Raw genomic sequence first — 16,305 nt, forward strand, 5'->3', positions numbered from 1 at the left:
CGGTCAGGTCGTGTGCGGCGGGCGGCCGGCCGGAGTTCCGGCGCGGGCCCCGAGGGCAGGGGTGATCAACCCGGCGGGCAGGCAGGGGTGATCGGCCCGACGACGTGAGCGGTGGCGTCAGGGTGGTGAGGCGGACCTTGGGGACGGTCGCGCGAGGGGATCAGAGGGGAGGCGCGCCGAGGGCGGGGAGGACCACGGCGTCCATGTAGGACTGGAGGTAGGCCTGGGTCGGCGGCTGGTCGTCGAGCAGGGCGCGGGTGGCGAACGCCCCGACCAGCATGGGGATCAGGAAGTCCAGCGCGGGACAGTCCGCGCGGATCTCGCCCCGGTCGACGGCCCGTTGCAGGACGCGCCCGAAGGCGGCCATCTCGGGTTCGACCAGTTGCTCGCGGAACACCTGGCGCAGCTCGGCGTCGTTGTGGATCGCCATGGCGACGCCCCGCATCAGCGCGGTGTTGCGCTCCATGGTGCAGTCGTCCTCGCGGGTCACCAGCGTGTGCAGGTCGCCCCGCAGGGAACCGGTGTCGATCTCGTCGGCCGACCCCGGCTTGTCGTGCCGCAGCGCCATGACGACCAGCTCGGCCTTGCCGCCCCACTGGCGGTAGAGCGTCGCCTTGCTGGACCGGGTGCGGGCGGCCACGGCGTCCATGGTGAGGGCGTCGTAGCCGACCTCGCGGAGCAGGTCGAGCACGGCCTCGTAGAGCTCGGCCGCACGCTCGGGGGTGATCCGACTGCGCCGCACGCTCGTGGTCTGCGTCATCTCGCCCTCCGCCTCCTTCCGCTCCTGGCGTCGGTTCCGGAGCGAACTCCGAAACGACACCGTTTCGTACACGAGAAGCGTAGCGCAGCCCCTCTTCGAAACGAAACGGTTTCGTTCGTGTCGTGGGTCACGTCCGGGACGAGTCCGGGACATCCTCCCGCACCCGCCCCTTTCGGTACGAGTTGCCCTGGTCCATCCGGAGGAAAAGCATGGGGAGGTGACCTATCTGCGCCTGCCGCACGTCAGCGGCGACCTCCTGTGCTTCGTGGCCGAGGACGACCTCTGGCTGGCCCCCCTCGACGGACCGGGCCGCGCCTGGCGGATCACCGTGGACCGCGCCAAGGCCGGTCACCCCCGCTTCTCGCCCGACGGCCGCCACATCGCGTACACGAGCTGGCGCAGCCTCGCGCCCGAGATCCACCTCGCCGCGGTGGACGGCGGCCCGGGACGGCGGCTGACGTACTGGGGAAGCCCCGACACCCGGGTCTGCGGCTGGACGCCCCCGGACCGGGACGGCGCCGCCGACATCCTCGCCGTCGCCTCCCACGGCCAGCCCTTCTCGTACTTCACCTGGGCCTACAAGGTCTCCCCCGCCGGCGACCCCGGCCGCAAGCTGCCCTGGGGACCCGTCACCGACCTCCAGTCCGCCGGCGCCGACGGCGAGCGCGACACCCTCCTGCTCACCGGCACCCCGCCGCACGAGCCGGCCTCCTGGAAGCGCTACCGGGGCGGCGCCATGGGCCGGCTCTGGCTGAACGGGCGCCGGCTGCTGCCCGGACTCGGCGGACACCTGCACTCCCCGATGCTCGTCGGCGGGCGTGTCGCCTTCCTCTCCGACCACGAGGGCGTCGGCAACCTCTACTCCTGCGCCCACGACGGCTCCGACCTGCGCCGGCACACCGACCACGACGCCTTCTACGCCCGGCACGCCGCGAGCGACGGCGCGCGGGTCGTCTACCAGTGCGCCGGGGACCTGTGGATGGTCGAAGACCTCTCCGCCGACTCCGAGCCCCACCGGCTCGACGTACGGCTCTGCGGTCCGCGCGCGGGGCGGCGGCCGTACCAGATCCCGGCGGCACAGCACGTGGACGGCATCTCCGTGGACGAGACGGGACGGGCCAGTGCCGTGGTGGTGCGCGGCAGCCTGCACTGGCTCACCCACCGGGACGGGCCCGCGCGCACCATCACCGACACGCCAGGCGTACGGGTCCGGCTCCCGGAGATGCTCGGTTCGAGCGGGCGGGTCGCCTATGTGACCGACGCCGAGGGCGAGGACGCCGTCGAGATCGCCCACCTCCCGCGTGCCAGCGGGGACCGCGCACCGAGGCGGCTGGCCTCCGGGCGGCTGGGACGGGTCCTGGAGATGGTCGCCGGCCCCGACGGCGAACGGCTCGCCCTCGCCTCCCACGACGGCCGGCTGCTGCTCCTCGACACGGGCGGGGCCTCGGATGAGAGCCTCGGCGGGGATTCCGGCGAAGGCCTCGACGAGAGCTCCGACGACAAGTCCGCCGGGGAATCGGGCGAAGCCTCCGCGGGAGAATCCGCCGAGACCTCCGACGGCGGCGTCACCGAACTCGTCCGCTCGGTCAACGGACCTGTGCGCGACCTCGCGTTCTCCCCGGACGGGGCCTGGCTGACCTGGTCGCACCCGGGGATCGGGCGGTCCCTGCGGCAGATCAGGATGGCTCGCGTCAACGGCCCCCCGAAGGGCGAGCCGCTGGTCGTCGACGTGACCGACGGACGGTTCGAGGACGAGAACCCCGTCTTCACCCGGGACGGCCGCTACCTCGCGTTCCTGTCCTGGCGCGGCTTCGACCCCGTCTACGACGTGCACACCGGCGATCTCTCCTTCCCGCTGGGCTGCCGCCCCTACCTGGTGCCCCTGTCCTCGGCCACCCCCTCCCCCTTCGCGCTGAACCCGGAAGGCCGGCCGGCCGCCGGAGGGCTGGACCCGCTGGAGGACGACGAGGGCGGCGACGGGACGGTCACCGTCGAGGTGGAGGGGCTGGCGAACCGCGTGACGCCGTTCCCCGTGCCCGCGTCCAAGTACTCGGCGCTGCACCCGGTCTCGGGCGGCGGCCTGGTGTGGCTGCGCTGGCCGATCTCGGGCGCGCTGGGCGAGACCTTCGCCAACCCCGACGACACCAGCGGGCGGCCCACGCTGGAGCACTTCACCATCGGCAAGGCCAAGAGATCCGAACTCGTGGGCCACCTGGACTGGTTCGCGGTGAGCGGCGACGGCTCCCGGCTGGTCGTGGTCGACGAGGGCGAGCTGCGGGCGACGCCGTCCACGGAGTCCGGCGACCCCGACACCACGGTCTGGATAGACCTGCGCCGCATCCTGCACGAAGTCGACCCCGGCGCGGAGTGGCGGCAGGCCTACGAGGAGGCCGGCCGGCTGATCCGCGCCTACTTCTGGGACCCGGGGATGTGCGGCATCGACTGGGACGCGGTGCTGGACCAGTACCGGCCGCTGGTCGAACGGGTCGCCTCCCCCGACGAGTTCGCCGATCTGCTCCGCGAGGTGCTCGGCGAACTGGGCACCTCCCACGCCTACGTCACCGCCGCCCGCCGCAACGAGGGCCCGCCGCACTACCAGCGCCGGCAGGGCCTGCTGGGGACCAACCTCGTGCGCGGCGAGGACGGTTGGGCGGTCGCCCGGGTCCTGCCCGGTGACTCCTCCGACTCCAAGGCCCGCTCCCCCCTGGCCGGCACCGGCATCCGGGAGGGCGCCCTCCTCACCCATGTGGACGGCCGCCCGGTGGACCCGGTGACCGGCCCGTACCCCCTGCTCGCGGGGGCGGGCGGCTCCACGGTGGAGCTGACGTTCACACCGGCCGGGGGCCGCGAATCGCAGCCCCGGCGGGTGGCCGTCGTGCCCCTCGTCGACGAACGGCCGCTGCGCTATCAGGACTGGGTGGCCAAACGGCGGGAGGTCGTACGGCAGTTGAGCGGCGGCCGGTGCGGTTATCTGCACATCCCCGACATGGGCGGCTCCGGCTGGGCCCAGTTCAACCGCGATCTGCGCATGGAGATGTCCCGCCCCGCCCTGCTGGTGGACGTGCGCGGCAACGCGGGCGGGCACATCAGCGAACTGGTGGTGGAGAAACTCACCCGCACGATCCTCGGCTGGGACCTGACCCGGGACGCCCAGCCGGTGTCGTACGCGTCCGACGCGCCCCGGGGGCCGGTGGTCGCCCTCGCCGACGAGGCCACCTCCTCCGACGGCGACATGATCACCGCCGCGTTCAAACTGCTCGGACTCGGGCCGGTCGTGGGCCAGCGCACCTGGGGCGGCGTCGTCGGCATGACCGGCCGGCACCGGCTCGGCGACGGCACGGTCATCACCGTGCCCATGAACGCGGCCTGGTTCGACGCCTACGGCTGGTCCGTCGAGAACCACGGCGTCGCCCCCGACCTGGAGGCCCTGCGCACGCCCCTGGACTGGGCGGAAGGCCGCTACGCCCAACTCGACGACGCCGTGCGCCTCGCCCTGGACCTCCTGGAGACCGACCCGCCGGCGTCGCCCCCGGACCGCGGCGACATCCCCGACCGCTCCCGCCCGAAGCTGCCGCCGCGCCGGTGAGAGAACGGGGAAAGGGGCGCCCCCGCAAGGGCGCCCCTTCCTTTCAGCGGCGGGCCGTCGAACGGCCCCGAACCGCCGAGGAGTCCGGTCCGGACACTCAGGTCAGACCTCGAAGTCGTCCCGGTCGAACCGGTCCTGCTCCTCGCGCTCGCGCTGCGTGCGCTGCGGGTCCTCCTCGCGGTCACGCTGACGGCCGCGCTGCTGGCCCTGCTCCTTGGCCTGGTCCATCTTCTCCTTGGCCTGGTTCTGCCACTGCTCGGCCTGGTCCTTCATCTTGTCCTTCATACCCATGTGGGTTCACTCCCGTGGAGGGTGAGGGGGAACGGCCCTTGACCGGGCCTCGACCAGATTCACACGGGAGGACAACGCTCGCATTTCGATCAACTACGGTGCGTGATACGCCCAGCCCGGGCCTGCTCGTCGGCCGCTCCGCCCGCTCCCACCAGGCCCGTCCGCACGCTCTGGAGCCGGTCCGCGAACCGCCTCACCTCCCGCTGGCCCACCGTCCCGATGATCCCGGGCAGGTAGCCGCGCACCCCCTGCATCGCGCGCAGCCACCCCTGCCCGTACACATGGGCGGAGCGACGCTCGACGCCGGCGACGAGCCGGTCGACGGCCGGGCCCAGCGGGTACGTCTTGTTCGCCGGCCACGGCAGCCGCTGCCTCAACTCCCTCATCACCTCGTCCCGGTCGGCCCCGCGCACCATGTCGGTGTCGGTCCAGGACAGGTAACCCACCCCGACCCGCACGCCCTTGGGGCCCACCTCGGCCCGCAGACAGTGCGCGTACGCCTCCACGCCCGACTTGGACGCGCAGTACGCCGACATCATCGGCGCCGGGGTGATCGCGGCGAGCGAGGCGATCTGCAACAGATAGCCCCGGCTCTCCGTCAGCAGCGGCAGGAAGGCCCGGGCGGTGACCGCCGAGCCGACGAGGTTCACCTCGATGACCCGGCGCCAGGACTCCGGGTCGGAGTCGGCGAAGGGACCACCGGTGGCGACGCCCGCGTTGGCCACCACCACGTCCACCCTCCCGAACCGCTCCTTCACCTCCGCGGCGACGCGGACCATCGCCTCGTGGTCGGTGACGTCGGCGTACCAGTGGGCGCCGTCGCCGTGCAGCCGCTCCGCGACCTGCTTGAGCGCGTCCGGCTCCAGCCCCACCAGCGCGATGCTCGCCCCCCGCGCGGACAGCTTGCGGGCGAGGAGCTCCCCGACGCCGCGGGCGGCCCCGGTGACCACCACGACCTGCCCTTCGAGACCGACCCTGCTCATGCGCCCTCCTTGAGATGCTGCTGCTCTTGAGCGTCCTGGGCGGTGTGCCCGCTGTGCCCGTCCCGCGTGACGTGCGCCGCGGCCAGTTCACGGATCGCGGCGGTCACCACGTCCGGGGACTCGACCGGCGTCATGTGGCCGACGCCGGCCAGTTCGGTCAGGCCGGCGCAGTCCGGCAGCGCCTCGGCAAGCCGGCGTGCGTGCACCGGCGGCGTCAACCGGTCCGCGGTGCCCGCCACCACGGCCGTCGGCACCCTCAACTCCCGTACGGCGTGGTCGAGATCGAGCAGGTCCAGGACATGCGACCAGGAGTACCGCACCCGGCGCGGGCAGGCGTGCACGATCCTGGCGCACGCCTCCACCATGTGCGGGGCCGAACCGGCCCCCATCGTCGCGTACTTGAGGATGCGCCGCGCGACCGGCGTGACCGGGCCGAGCGGCGCCCGCGAGCCGAGGATGTGCCCGGTCAGCCAGGTCCGCAGCCGCCCGGGCCGCAGCGGCAGCACGGTCGACTCGGCCACCAGCCGCGAACTGCCCGTGCTGCACAGCAGGACGGCCGCCACGTGAGCCCGGAACGCGGGGCGGGCGGAGGCCGCCATCACCGTCATGCCGCCCATCGAGTGCCCGGCGACCACCGCCCGCTCACCGGGCGCGAGGGTGGCCTCCAGGACGGCTTCGAGGTCGTCGGCGAGGGCGTCCGTGCTGCACGCGGGGCTCACCGGGGTACGGCCGTGGCCGCGCTGGTCGTAGGCGATCACCTTGTGGTCGGCGCGCAGGGCGCGGATCTGCGCCGCCCAGAACGCGGTGGAACAGGTCCAGCCATGGGCGAGGACCACGGCGGGAGCACCGACCGCGCCATCGTCGGGGCCGTGCACCTCCACATGGAGGGTGGCGCCGTCGGCCGAACGGACGGTCAGGACGCGGGAGGGGGCGGGCGGATCGTAGAGGTCGGCGAGAACAGCGCCCGTCACGCTCACGCGGTCACCTCCGCGGCGGCGCCCGCGCCCTTCCCCTGGCTCGGCACGGACGACGTCCGCAGCACCTCGTACTCCGCGAGCTCCACCCGTCGCGTCGCCCGGCGGAACTCGCTCGTCGTGCCCGGCCAGATGGTGGTGTTGCGGCCCTCGGGGTCCAGGTACCAGCTGGTGCAGCCCCCCGTGTTCCACACCGTGCGCCGCATCCGGTCCTGCACCCGCCGGTTCCAGGCGTGCACGGCGCTCGGCCGGGCGTCGAGCGCGGCCCGCACACCCGGGCCGCCGAGGACGTCCAACTGGCGCAGGTAGTCGGCCATGTAGTTCAACTGGGACTCGATCATGAGGATCATGGAGGAGTTCCCGAGGCCGGTGTTGGGCCCGATGATCGTCATCCAGTTGGGGAAGCCGGCCGCGCTCGCGCCCCGCAGGGCCTCCATGCCGCCCTTCCAGCTCTCGGCGAGCGTCCGCCCGTCCGCGCCGACGACCCGGTCGGCGATCGGCATGTCGGTGACGTGGAAGCCGGTGCCGAAGACGATCGCGTCGGCCTCCGACTCGCTGCCGTCGGCGGCGACGAGGGTGGAGCCGCGGACCTCGCGCAGCCCGGCGGCGACGAGGTCGACGTTCGGGCGGGTGAGCGCCGGATAGTACTCGCTGGAGAGCAGGATCCGCTTGCAGCCGATGCGGTAGTCCGGGGTGAGCTTGGCGCGCAGCTCCGGGTCCTTCACCGCGCGGGCCATGTTGCCGCGGGCCAGCCGCTCGACGAAGCCGAGCTCCTCGGGGTGCTTGGTGAAGGCCTGCACCTGGAGCTCCCGGATGCCCCACAGCAGCCCGCGCCGGGCCTGCGCGGTGAAGGGCAGCCTCTTGTGCAGCCAGCGCTCGGCGCGGGTGATCCCCCGGTCCATGCGGGGCATCACCCACGGCGGGGTGCGCTGGAAGAGGGTCAGCCGGTCCACCACCGGCTGTATCGCGGGCACGATCTGGATGGCGGAGGCCCCGGTGCCGACCATGGCGACGCGCTTGCCGGCCAGGTCGTAGTCGTGGTCCCAGCGGGCGGAGTGGAAGACCTTGCCGGGGAAGGAGTCGAGGCCGGGGATGTCGGGGATCTTCGGATCGGACAGCGGGCCGGTCGCGGAGACCACCACGTCGGCCGAGAGCGCGCCGCTCGTCGTCTCGATGTCCCACCGCAGCCGCTCCGCGTCCCACGTCATCCGCTTGACCTCGGAGTCGAAGCGCAGGTGGGAGCGGAGGTCGTGGGTGTCCGTGACGTGCTCCAGGTAGGCGCGGATGTGCTCCTGCCCGGAGAAGGTGCGCGGCCACTCGGGGTTGGGCGCGAAGGAGAACGAGTAGAGGTGGGAGGGAACGTCGCAGGCGCACCCGGGGTAGCTGTTGTCCCGCCAGGTGCCGCCGACGCCGCCGGCCCGCTCCAGCACGACGAAGTCGGTGATCCCCTCCCGGCGCAGCCGCACGGCCGCCCCGAGTCCGCCGAACCCCGATCCGATCACCGCCACCCGCACATGGACGTGCTCGGTCATCCCGACGCCTCCCGCCTCAACGCGACCTTGCCAGTGAACACTGGCGCAGTGGGAGCGTAGAGCAGCCGCGTACCGATGGGTAGGGGCCGCGCGGGGGACGTTTCACATCAACGGCCGCCGCCGCGGGCACCGGCGGCACGGCATAGGCTTCCGGCGTGGCGGACAAGAGGGAGTACCGGACGCAGGAGCTGGCCAAGGAGGCCGGCATCACCGTGCGCACCCTGCGCTTCTACCGCGAACGCAAGCTGCTCGCGCCACCCCGCCGCGAGGGCCGCATCGCCTGGTACGACGACCATCACCTGGCCCGTCTGCGCACCATCGCGGCGCTGCTGGAGCGCGGCCACACCCTCAACGGCATCGCCGAACTCGCCGACGCCCTCGACCACGGCCGCGACGTCGCCGACCTGCTCGGCGTCAGCGGCCCCACCGAGGAGGAGCCGGTCCGCCTCACCCCCGAGGAACTCGCCGCCCGCTTCGAGGGCCAGGTCACCCCGGAGAACCTCGCCGCCGCCCTCGACCTCGGCTACCTCGGCACCGACGGCGACGAGATCGTCCACATCAGCCGGCGCCTGCTGGACGTCTCCGCCGCCCTGGTCCGCGAGGGCATCCCGCTCGCCGCGGTCCTCGCCGCGGGAGCCCGCGTCCGCGAACACGCCGACGCGCTGGCCGACCTCTTCACCGACATGGTCCTGAGCCACGCGGACGAGAACGACCTGTCCCGACTGCGCCCCCTGGCCCGCAGCGTGGTGGAGGCGGAACTGTCCCTGGCCCTGGACCGTCGCCTGCACCAGCGGGACCGGTCCGCGACGGGCGAGTCCTAAGGCCTGTCTGACAAATCCTGGAAGTCGTACACCACGGTCACCGGCGCGTGGTCCGACCAGCGCTCGCCGTGCGTGGCCGCCCGCTCCACGAAGCCCTTGACGGCCTTCTCGGCGAGACGAGGCGTCGCGACATGAAGGTCGATCCTCCATCCCGAGTCGTTGTCGAAAGCCCGACCGCGGTACGACCACCAGGAGTACGGGCCGGTGACGTCCGGGTGCAGTGCCCGTACGACGTCGACGTAGCCGCCCGCTTCCGGGGCGAGGACCTGCGTCAGCCACTCCCGTTCCTCCGGCAGGAAGCCGGAGTTCTTCTGGTTGGCGCGCCAGTTCTTCAGGTCGGCCTGCTGGTGGGCGATGTTCCAGTCGCCGCAGACCAGGACCTCGCGGCCGTCGGCGGCGGCGCGTTCGCGCAGGTCCTTGAGGTGGGCGAGGAACTCGTCCATGAAGCGGACCTTCTCGTCCTGGCGGTCGGTGCCGACCTCGCCGGACGGGAGGTAGAGGGAGGCGACCGTGACGCCGGGCAGGTCGGCCTCGACGTAGCGGCCGGCGGTGTCGAACTCGGCCGAGCCGAAGCCGACGCGGACGGCGTCGGGCTCACGCCGGGTGTAGAGGGAGACGCCGGCGCGGCCCTTGGCGGCGGCGGGGGCATGGGTGACGTGCCAGCCCTCGGGGGCGCGGACCTCGTCGGGCAGCTGCTTCGCCTCGGCGCGCACCTCCTGCAGGCACAGCACGTCGGCGGAGGTGTCGGCGAGCCACTCCACGAAGCCCTTCTTCGCGGCGGCCCGCAGCCCATTCACGTTCACGGAGGTCACGGTCAGCACCCGGGCACGATACCGGCACACTGGACGCAGTCCGGATTCCACCTCCCGCAGAGAATGCACAGACGTACCTTGACTAGCATGGACATACGCCGCGTCCCCTTCGACCACCCCGACGCCGTGAAACTGAACGACGAGGTCCAGGCCGAGTACCACGAGCGCTACGGCGACGGCGGCGACGCCACCTCGCTGGAGCCGGCCGACTTCGAGCCGCCGCGCGGGGTCTACCTCATCGCCTACGACGCGCTGGAGCGTCCCGTGGCCACGGGCGGCTGGCGCAGCCAGGACCACAACGGCGAGGGCAACGAGGACGGTGACGCCGAGCTCAAGCGGATGTTCGTGATCCGGGAGATGCGCGGGCTGGGCCTGGCGCGCCGTGTCCTGAGCGCGCTGGAGGAGGACGCCCGCGCGGCCGGCCGGCGCCGCATGGTGCTGGAGACCGGCACGCAGCAGCCCGAGGCGATCGGTCTGTACACCTCCAGCGGGTACGAGCCGTGCGTCAAGTTCGGCTACTACCGGTTCTACGAGGACAGCCGCTGTTACGCCAAGCCGCTGGGCCACGACGTTCCCTGACGGAGCCTCAGCTTCTGAGGTAGGCGAGGACCGCCAGCACCCGGCGGTGGGTGTCGTCCGCCGGGGGCAGGTCCAGCTTGGTGAGGATGCCGCCGATGTGCTTGCCGACGGCGGCCTCCGAGACGACCAGGGTGCGTGCGATCGCCCCGTTGGACCTGCCCTCCGCCACCAGCGCCAGCACCTCCCGCTCGCGCGGGGTGAGGCGGGCCAGCGGGTCCCGGCGGCGGCGCAGCAGTTGGCGGACGACCTCGGGGTCGACGACGGTGCCGCCGGCGGCGACCTCCCGCAGGGCGTCCACGAACTCCTCGACCTGGCCGACGCGGTCCTTGAGGAGGTAGCCGACTCCGGTGCCGTCGCCGGAGTCGAGGAGTTCGGCGGCGTAGGCGCGCTGGACGTACTGGCTGAGGACGAGCACCGGCAGCGCGGGGCGCTGGGCGCGCAGCCGGACGGCGGCGTGCAGGCCCTCGTCCTGGAAGGCGGGCGGCATCCGGACGTCGGTGACGACGATGTCGGGGGTGTCGGCGGCGACCGCCGCGAGCAGGGCCGGGGCGTCGCCGACGGCCGCGACGACCTCGTGGCCGAAGCGGGTGAGCAGCGTCGTCAGTCCGTCGCGGAGCAGGACGCTGTCCTCGGCGAGGATGACACGCAGGCCGGTTCCGTCGGCTCGCAAGGGATCTCCACACGCAGCAGGGTCGGCCCGCCGGGCGGGCTGGTCAGCGTCAGTCTTCCATCGAGGACGGACACCCGGTCGGCGAGACCGGTGAGTCCGGTGCCGTGGTCCGCGTCGGCGCCGCCGTGGCCGTCGTCCTCCACTTCCAGCGAGAGCCGGCCGTCGTGGTGTCCGCCGCCCACCCGCGCACGGCCCGCGCCGCTGTGCCGGGCGACGTTGGCCAGCGCCTCGCGGACGACGAAGTACGCGGCGCTCTCGACGGTCCGCGGCAGCCGGCAGGGCAGTGTGAGGTCCACGTCGACGGGGACGGGCGAGCGGTCGGCGGCGTCGGCGACGGCGGCCTCCAGCCCGTAGTCGGCGAGGACCTTGGGGTGTATGCCGTGGATCAGCTCGCGCAGTTCGGCGAGGGCGGCGCCCGCCTCCTCGTGGGCGCGCGCGAGCTGTTCGGCGAGGGGGCCGCCGGGCGGGGCGTCGAGGCGGGCCAGGCCGAGGCTCATGGTGAGGGCGACGAGGCGCTGTTGGGCGCCGTCGTGCAGGTCGCGTTCGACACGGCGGCGTTCCGTCTCGAAGGCGTCCACCAACCGGGCCCGGGATCGGGTCAGTTCGACGACTCTGGCGTGCTGGTCGCCGTCGTCCGGGGTGATGAGCAGCCGGGTCAGGGCGGCCCGGGCGCCGGCCGCGGCGCCGAGGGCGTAGGCGCCAGCGGCCAGCAGCAGGACGCCGAGCGCTGCGGCGGCCCAGGCGGTCGGCCAGTCGGTGACGGTCCACGCCTTCAGCACCTTCGCCTCCCGGCCCTCGCCGGCCGTCGCCATCAGCAGCGGGGTGGCGATCACCGCGGCGGGCGCGGCCAGGGCCGTCGTGAGCAGCAGCGCCTCGGCCGGCCAGAGCAGGCCCGCGGTGAGGAGCGTGTGGCCGAGCTCGCGCCAGGTGGCGGGCTCGCGCAGCCTGGTGGTGAGCCAGCTGCGCAGTCCGGGGGCGGGCGGTTCGTCGTGCGGATCGTCCGTGGCCGGGCCGTCGCCGGGGTCGATCAGCCGCAGCCTTCGCCGCTCCAGGGCGGCCACGGGCAGCCCGGCGAGGGGCAGGGCGGCGAGGAGGGGCAGCCCGACGAGGCCGATCGCGAGGACTGCGCCGGCGGCCGCCCAGATCATCAGGCCCACCAGGACCACCGCCCCGCTCAGCGTGCCCGTCAGCAGATAGGCGGCGGCGCGCCAGGGCCACGGCGACAGCAGGTAGTGCGGTCGGGCGAGTGCCTGCCACACGGACGCCGGCGCGGAGGGCGCGGTTCGGGGGGGTCGGGGGGTCATGCGGATCACCGTAGAAGGGGGCGGGGGCGTCGGGCCATGGGTCCAGTGGGTCGTCCGGAGGTATGCCTGGCCCTACCCCGGTTCTCGTCCCTGCCCCAGCGACCCGGGGTGCCGCCGCACGGTTGTCTGGAGCCATCGACACGCCGACAGGCGTTCCCACGAGGCTTCGTGGCACCGCCGACATGCCGACCAAGGGGAGTACGGGCCGAGATGAGCGAGTACGCCGTCCAACTGACCGCCTTGAGGCGGAGGTACGGGTCCACGACCGCCGGGGTGACCGCCCTCGACGGCGTCGGCCTCGCCCTGCCCCGGGGTTCCTTCACCGCCGTGATGGGGCCGTCCGGGTCGGGCAAGTCGACGTTGCTGCAGTGTGCGGCCGGGCTGGACCGGCCCGACTCGGGGTCGGTGCGGATCGGCGGGACGGAGCTGACCGGGCTGAGCGAGCGGCGGCTGACGCTGTTGCGGCGCGAGCGGATCGGGTTCGTGTTCCAGGCGTTCAACCTGCTCCCGGCGCTGACCGCCGAGCAGAACGTGGCGCTGCCGCTGCGGCTGGCGGGCCGCCGTCCGTCGAGGGCGCGGGTGCGTGAGGTGCTGCGGCAGGTCGGACTGGGCGAGCGCGGCGGGCACCGGCCCGGTGAGCTGTCCGGCGGGCAGCAGCAGCGGGTGGCGCTGGCCCGTGCGCTGATCACCCGGCCCGACGTGCTGTTCGGGGACGAGCCGACGGGGGCGCTGGACACGGCGACGGGTCGCGAGGTGCTGACGCTGCTGCGCGGCATGGTCGACGGCGAGGGCCAGACGGTGGTGATGGTGACCCACGACCCGGTGGCCGCCTCGTACGCGGACCGGGTGGTCTTCCTGGTCGACGGGCGGGTGCACGGCGAACTGGCGGGCGGGGACGCCGAGTCGATCGCGGCTCGGATGACGGGGCTGGAGAGCGGTGGCGGACGTGCCGTACAAGTCCGCTCGGGGGACGACTCGTTGGAGGGCGCCTCGTGCTGAGTGTCGCGTGGTGCACGCTGCGTGCCCGCTGGGCGTCCTTCGCGGGGAGTTTCGTCGCCCTGGCGGTGGGGGTGGGGCTGCTGGCCGTGATGGGGCAGGCGCTGGCGGCGTCGACGAGGGCGCCGGTGCGGCCGCCGGAGCGGTTCGCGGCGGCTCCGGCGGTGGTGCGGGGGCAGGACGTCCTGCGGGTGGACACGCCGGTCGGGGTGCGGACGGCGGAGTTGGCGAATCCGCGCACGGTGCCGGACGCCGTGGTCGCCGCGTTGCGGGCGCTCGGGCCGGTCACGGAGGACCGCTCCTTCCCGGTGCGTGCGGCGGGCGGGCCGGACGGCCTGCTCGGGCATCCCTGGTCCGTCGCGCGGTTCGCCCCCTACGAGTTGAGCGCGGGCCGGGCTCCGCGCACGGACGGCGAGGTCGTGGTCACGGGTGAATGGGCTGTCGTGGGGGCGCGGTTGAGCGGCGGTGAACGGGTGGTCGGGACCGTGCGCGGGCTCGGCTTCGAGGAGGCCGTGTTCTACACCGACGCACGGGCCGCACAACTCTCGCCGACATCAGAACAGTTGGCGGTCGAGGCGGACGCGGTTGCCGTGCGGGCGGCGGTCGCCGGCAGCGGCGTCCGGGTGCTCACCGGGGACGAGCGGCGGCTGGCCGACGCCGATCCCCGCCGCGACGCCGAGGCGCTCACCGCGCTGAACGCGTTGTTCGGCACAGCGGGCGGGGTGACGGCCTTCGTGTCGGTGTTCGTCGTGGCCTCCACGTTCGCCTTCGCGGTGGAGCGGCGGCGCCGGGAGTTCGGCCTGCTGCGCACCGCCGGCGCCACCCCGGCGCAGGTGCGGCGGACGGTGCTGGCGGAAGCGCTGGGGGTGGGTGTGCTCGCCTCGGCGACGGGGTGCGCGCTGGGGGCGTACGGGGCGCCGTGGCTGGGCGGGGCGGTCGTCGACGGCGGCCTCGCACCGCGCTGGTACACGATCGGCGGGGCCGTCTGGCCGTACCATCTCGCCTTCTGGACGGGCCTCACGGTCGCCGTCGTCGGCGCGGTGGCCGCTTCCTGGCGGGCCGGGCGGACCGCTCCCGCCCAGGCGCTGCGCGAGGCGGCGGCGGACGGACGGGCGCTGACCTGGGGACGGCGGCTGTGCGGTACGGCTCTGCTGCTGGCGGCCGGAGCGGCCGCGGCGTACACGCTGCTGAGCGATCCGGGTGAACTGCTGCACCGCAAGACGTACATCAGCCGTCCGATGCTGCTGATCACGGCGGTGGCGCTGCTGGCGCCCGCCGTCGTACGGCCGCTGACGCCCCGCCTGCCCGGGACGACGGGAATGCTGGTGCGGGCGCACGCGGTCGCCGGGGTCCGGCGCACCGCCGCCGTCGCCGCGCCGGTCCTGGTCACAGTGGCCCTCGCCGGCTCGCTGCTGGGTGCCACGGCCACGCTGAACGGGGCGCGGGCGGCGGAGGTGCGGGAGCGCACGACGGCCGACTTCGTGGTGACCTCGGACACCGGAACACCCTTGGACACGGCGGCACTTGGGCGGGTGCCCGGCGCGGTGGCGTCCCCCACCGCCGGCAGCGCCGTGTACACGCTGGAGGACGGGGTGGCGCTGATCGCGTCCGAGGCGCGGGCCGTCGATCCGGGGCTGCTCGCCTCGACGGTACGGCTGCCGGTGACGGCCGGGCGGCTCGCGGACCTGGACGACGCTTCGATCGTCGTCAACGAGGAGTGGGCCGAGCACCGGGTGGGAGAGACGGTGCGGGTCTGGCTCGGGGACGGCACGCCGAGGTCGCTGCGGATCGCCGCCGTGCTGGCCACCGGCACCGGGGACAACGGCGTGTACGTGACGGCGGCCAACGCGGGCGGGGCGGGTGTGGACCGGGTCGACGTGCGGGTGCGGCCGGGGGCCGACGCGGGGGCGGTCGCGGCGGGACTGCGGGCGGTCGACGGGGCCCGGGTGGCTAGCGGGGCGCAGTGGGCGGCCGACGCGGAACCCCGAACCGACTCCGACTCCAGGACCAGGCTCGGGACGTTCCTCGTCCTCGGCATCGCGCTTGTGTACACCGGGCTCTTCCTCGCCAACACCCTGGCCATGGCCGCCGGGGAGCGGGGCCGGGCGACGGCCGCGCTGCGGCTGGCCGGGGCGACGGGCGGCCAGGTGCTGCGACTGGCCGCCGCGGAGGCGCTGACGGTGGTCGGCCTGGGCGCGGTACTGGGCCTGGCGGTGACGGCGGTCAGCCTCGCCGCAATGGCGGCGGCCCTGCACCTGCTGGCGGCACCGGTGACCGTGGTCGTACCGTGGCCGGCACTGGCCTGGACGACGGCCGCCTGCGCGCTGCTCGCACTGACGGCGACACTGATCCCGACGGCGTGGACCATGCGACGCGGCCCGACGGCGTGAGGCCGGACGATGGAGAGTGTTCTCGCACGGCCCGGACGTCACCTGTTGCAGGCGGCGACGACGCCCAGAATCACAAGAGCGATCAGGAACATCGCGACGCAGCCGCCTACGGCGCTCTCCGTCTCAGCGATGATTCCCTTGGGCTTCGGCCGGGACCTCTCGTAGTCGTCCATGCCCCGCGCCACCGCACGCCTGATCTCGTTTTCGTCCATGTGCCCTCTCGACAAGTCACCCTCAGCGCACTAAAGCCAGCGTTCCGCCGCCTCCACGCTGTCCCCGCCACTGGTGTTGAAGGCGATGGCGGCCTGAGGCGCATGGCGGTGAACCAGGTTCACGATCTGTTCGAAGAGGGGGAGCAACTGCTCGGTCTTGCGAATCCCACCCCCGACGACCACCACGTCCCACGGACGTTCGGCCAACGACGAGACGATAGTGGGCTCGGCCGACTCGCCGAACACGACCAACGTCATGGCTGCTTCGATGCCGTGCTCACCGAAGCGGGCAAGCTCCTTGTCGAGAGCCGCGCGAAGGGCCTCCGCGTCGACGCCTGGTATTGCCTGCGGGTCGTAACCGACGACAAGTACAGAAGACATGCGGCCAACCTACT

The 16,305-nt window shown here is 73.5% G+C and carries 15 protein-coding genes; 5 read left to right on the forward strand and 10 right to left on the reverse strand.

Features of this window, described 5'->3' with window-relative positions; translation table 11 throughout:
• Positions 1–160 precede the first annotated feature (160 nt).
• Positions 161–760, reverse strand: a complete 600-nt coding sequence (locus tag ACIRS4_RS20390; protein ID WP_404197655.1) for a TetR/AcrR family transcriptional regulator — start codon at positions 758–760, stop codon at positions 161–163.
• 217 nt (positions 761–977) lie between these two features.
• On the opposite strand from ACIRS4_RS20390, the gene ACIRS4_RS20395 reads away from it, so the two are divergent.
• Entirely contained in the window at positions 978–4,346 is a 3,369-nt protein-coding gene (locus ACIRS4_RS20395; protein WP_404197658.1) for a S41 family peptidase, read from the forward strand.
• 102 nt (positions 4,347–4,448) lie between these two features.
• Here ACIRS4_RS20395 and ACIRS4_RS20400 read toward each other — a convergent pair whose 3' ends face one another.
• From ACIRS4_RS20400 to ACIRS4_RS20415, 4 genes are all read right to left on the reverse strand, one after another.
• Positions 4,449–4,637: a hypothetical protein gene (locus ACIRS4_RS20400; protein WP_358798713.1), complete on the reverse strand. Its 189-nt coding sequence runs from the start codon at positions 4,635–4,637 to the stop codon at positions 4,449–4,451.
• Positions 4,638–4,726: 89 nt separating this feature from the next.
• On the reverse strand, positions 4,727–5,620 hold the full coding sequence (locus ACIRS4_RS20405) for an SDR family oxidoreductase (protein ID WP_404197661.1): 894 nt from the start codon (positions 5,618–5,620) through the stop codon (positions 4,727–4,729).
• Positions 5,617–6,597: an alpha/beta fold hydrolase gene (locus ACIRS4_RS20410; protein ID WP_404197664.1), complete on the reverse strand. Its 981-nt coding sequence runs from the start codon at positions 6,595–6,597 to the stop codon at positions 5,617–5,619. Before ACIRS4_RS20410 ends, ACIRS4_RS20405 begins: the two co-directional genes overlap by 4 nt.
• Positions 6,594–8,126 (reverse strand): flavin-containing monooxygenase, encoded by a 1,533-nt coding sequence (locus ACIRS4_RS20415; RefSeq protein WP_404197667.1) that lies wholly within the window; start codon positions 8,124–8,126, stop codon positions 6,594–6,596. Before ACIRS4_RS20415 ends, ACIRS4_RS20410 begins: the two co-directional genes overlap by 4 nt.
• 155 nt (positions 8,127–8,281) lie before the next feature.
• On the opposite strand from ACIRS4_RS20415, the gene ACIRS4_RS20420 reads away from it, so the two are divergent.
• The gene (locus ACIRS4_RS20420; protein ID WP_404197670.1) at positions 8,282–8,947 is read left to right on the forward strand and encodes a MerR family transcriptional regulator; all 666 of its coding nucleotides are present in this window, start codon (positions 8,282–8,284) and stop codon (positions 8,945–8,947) included.
• On the opposite strand, the gene ACIRS4_RS20425 is transcribed toward ACIRS4_RS20420, so the two are convergent.
• Positions 8,944–9,768: an exodeoxyribonuclease III gene (locus tag ACIRS4_RS20425; RefSeq protein WP_404197673.1), complete on the reverse strand. Its 825-nt coding sequence runs from the start codon at positions 9,766–9,768 to the stop codon at positions 8,944–8,946. The two genes, ACIRS4_RS20420 and ACIRS4_RS20425, sit on opposite strands and share 4 nt — an antisense overlap.
• 78 nt (positions 9,769–9,846) lie before the next feature.
• Here ACIRS4_RS20425 and ACIRS4_RS20430 point away from each other — a divergent pair, with 78 nt between their 5' ends.
• The gene (locus ACIRS4_RS20430; RefSeq protein WP_404197676.1) at positions 9,847–10,338 is read left to right on the forward strand and encodes a GNAT family N-acetyltransferase; all 492 of its coding nucleotides are present in this window, start codon (positions 9,847–9,849) and stop codon (positions 10,336–10,338) included.
• A gap of 7 nt (positions 10,339–10,345) precedes the next feature.
• On the opposite strand, the gene ACIRS4_RS20435 is transcribed toward ACIRS4_RS20430, so the two are convergent.
• Both ACIRS4_RS20435 and ACIRS4_RS20440 read right to left on the reverse strand, forming a co-directional pair.
• Positions 10,346–10,978: a response regulator gene (locus tag ACIRS4_RS20435; protein WP_404198128.1), complete on the reverse strand. Its 633-nt coding sequence runs from the start codon at positions 10,976–10,978 to the stop codon at positions 10,346–10,348.
• Positions 10,939–12,312 (reverse strand): sensor histidine kinase, encoded by a 1,374-nt coding sequence (locus ACIRS4_RS20440; protein ID WP_404197679.1) that lies wholly within the window; start codon positions 12,310–12,312, stop codon positions 10,939–10,941. Before ACIRS4_RS20440 ends, ACIRS4_RS20435 begins: the two co-directional genes overlap by 40 nt.
• Before the next feature lie 210 nt (positions 12,313–12,522).
• Here ACIRS4_RS20440 and ACIRS4_RS20445 point away from each other — a divergent pair, with 210 nt between their 5' ends.
• Together ACIRS4_RS20445 and ACIRS4_RS20450 are read left to right on the forward strand one after the other, a co-directional pair.
• On the forward strand, positions 12,523–13,311 hold the full coding sequence (locus ACIRS4_RS20445; protein ID WP_404197682.1) for an ABC transporter ATP-binding protein: 789 nt from the start codon (positions 12,523–12,525) through the stop codon (positions 13,309–13,311).
• Positions 13,305–15,698 (forward strand): FtsX-like permease family protein, encoded by a 2,394-nt coding sequence (locus ACIRS4_RS20450; RefSeq protein WP_404197685.1) that lies wholly within the window; start codon positions 13,305–13,307, stop codon positions 15,696–15,698. The genes ACIRS4_RS20445 and ACIRS4_RS20450 overlap by 7 nt, the downstream gene beginning before the upstream one ends.
• A 38-nt stretch (positions 15,699–15,736) precedes the next feature.
• Here the strand turns inward: ACIRS4_RS20450 and ACIRS4_RS20455 are convergent, their stop codons facing one another.
• Both ACIRS4_RS20455 and ACIRS4_RS20460 read right to left on the reverse strand, forming a co-directional pair.
• Complete coding sequence (locus tag ACIRS4_RS20455; RefSeq protein WP_404197688.1) at positions 15,737–15,910, reverse strand: hypothetical protein; 174 nt, start codon at positions 15,908–15,910, stop codon at positions 15,737–15,739.
• Between the two features lie 30 nt (positions 15,911–15,940).
• A complete protein-coding gene (locus tag ACIRS4_RS20460) occupies positions 15,941–16,291 on the reverse strand; it encodes a hypothetical protein (protein ID WP_404197691.1) in 351 nt (116 codons plus the stop codon).
• Positions 16,292–16,305 lie beyond the last annotated feature (14 nt).

Source organism: Streptomyces sp. NPDC101166 (assembly GCF_044768125.1).
Taxonomy (GTDB): Bacteria; Actinomycetota; Actinomycetes; order Streptomycetales; family Streptomycetaceae; genus Streptomyces.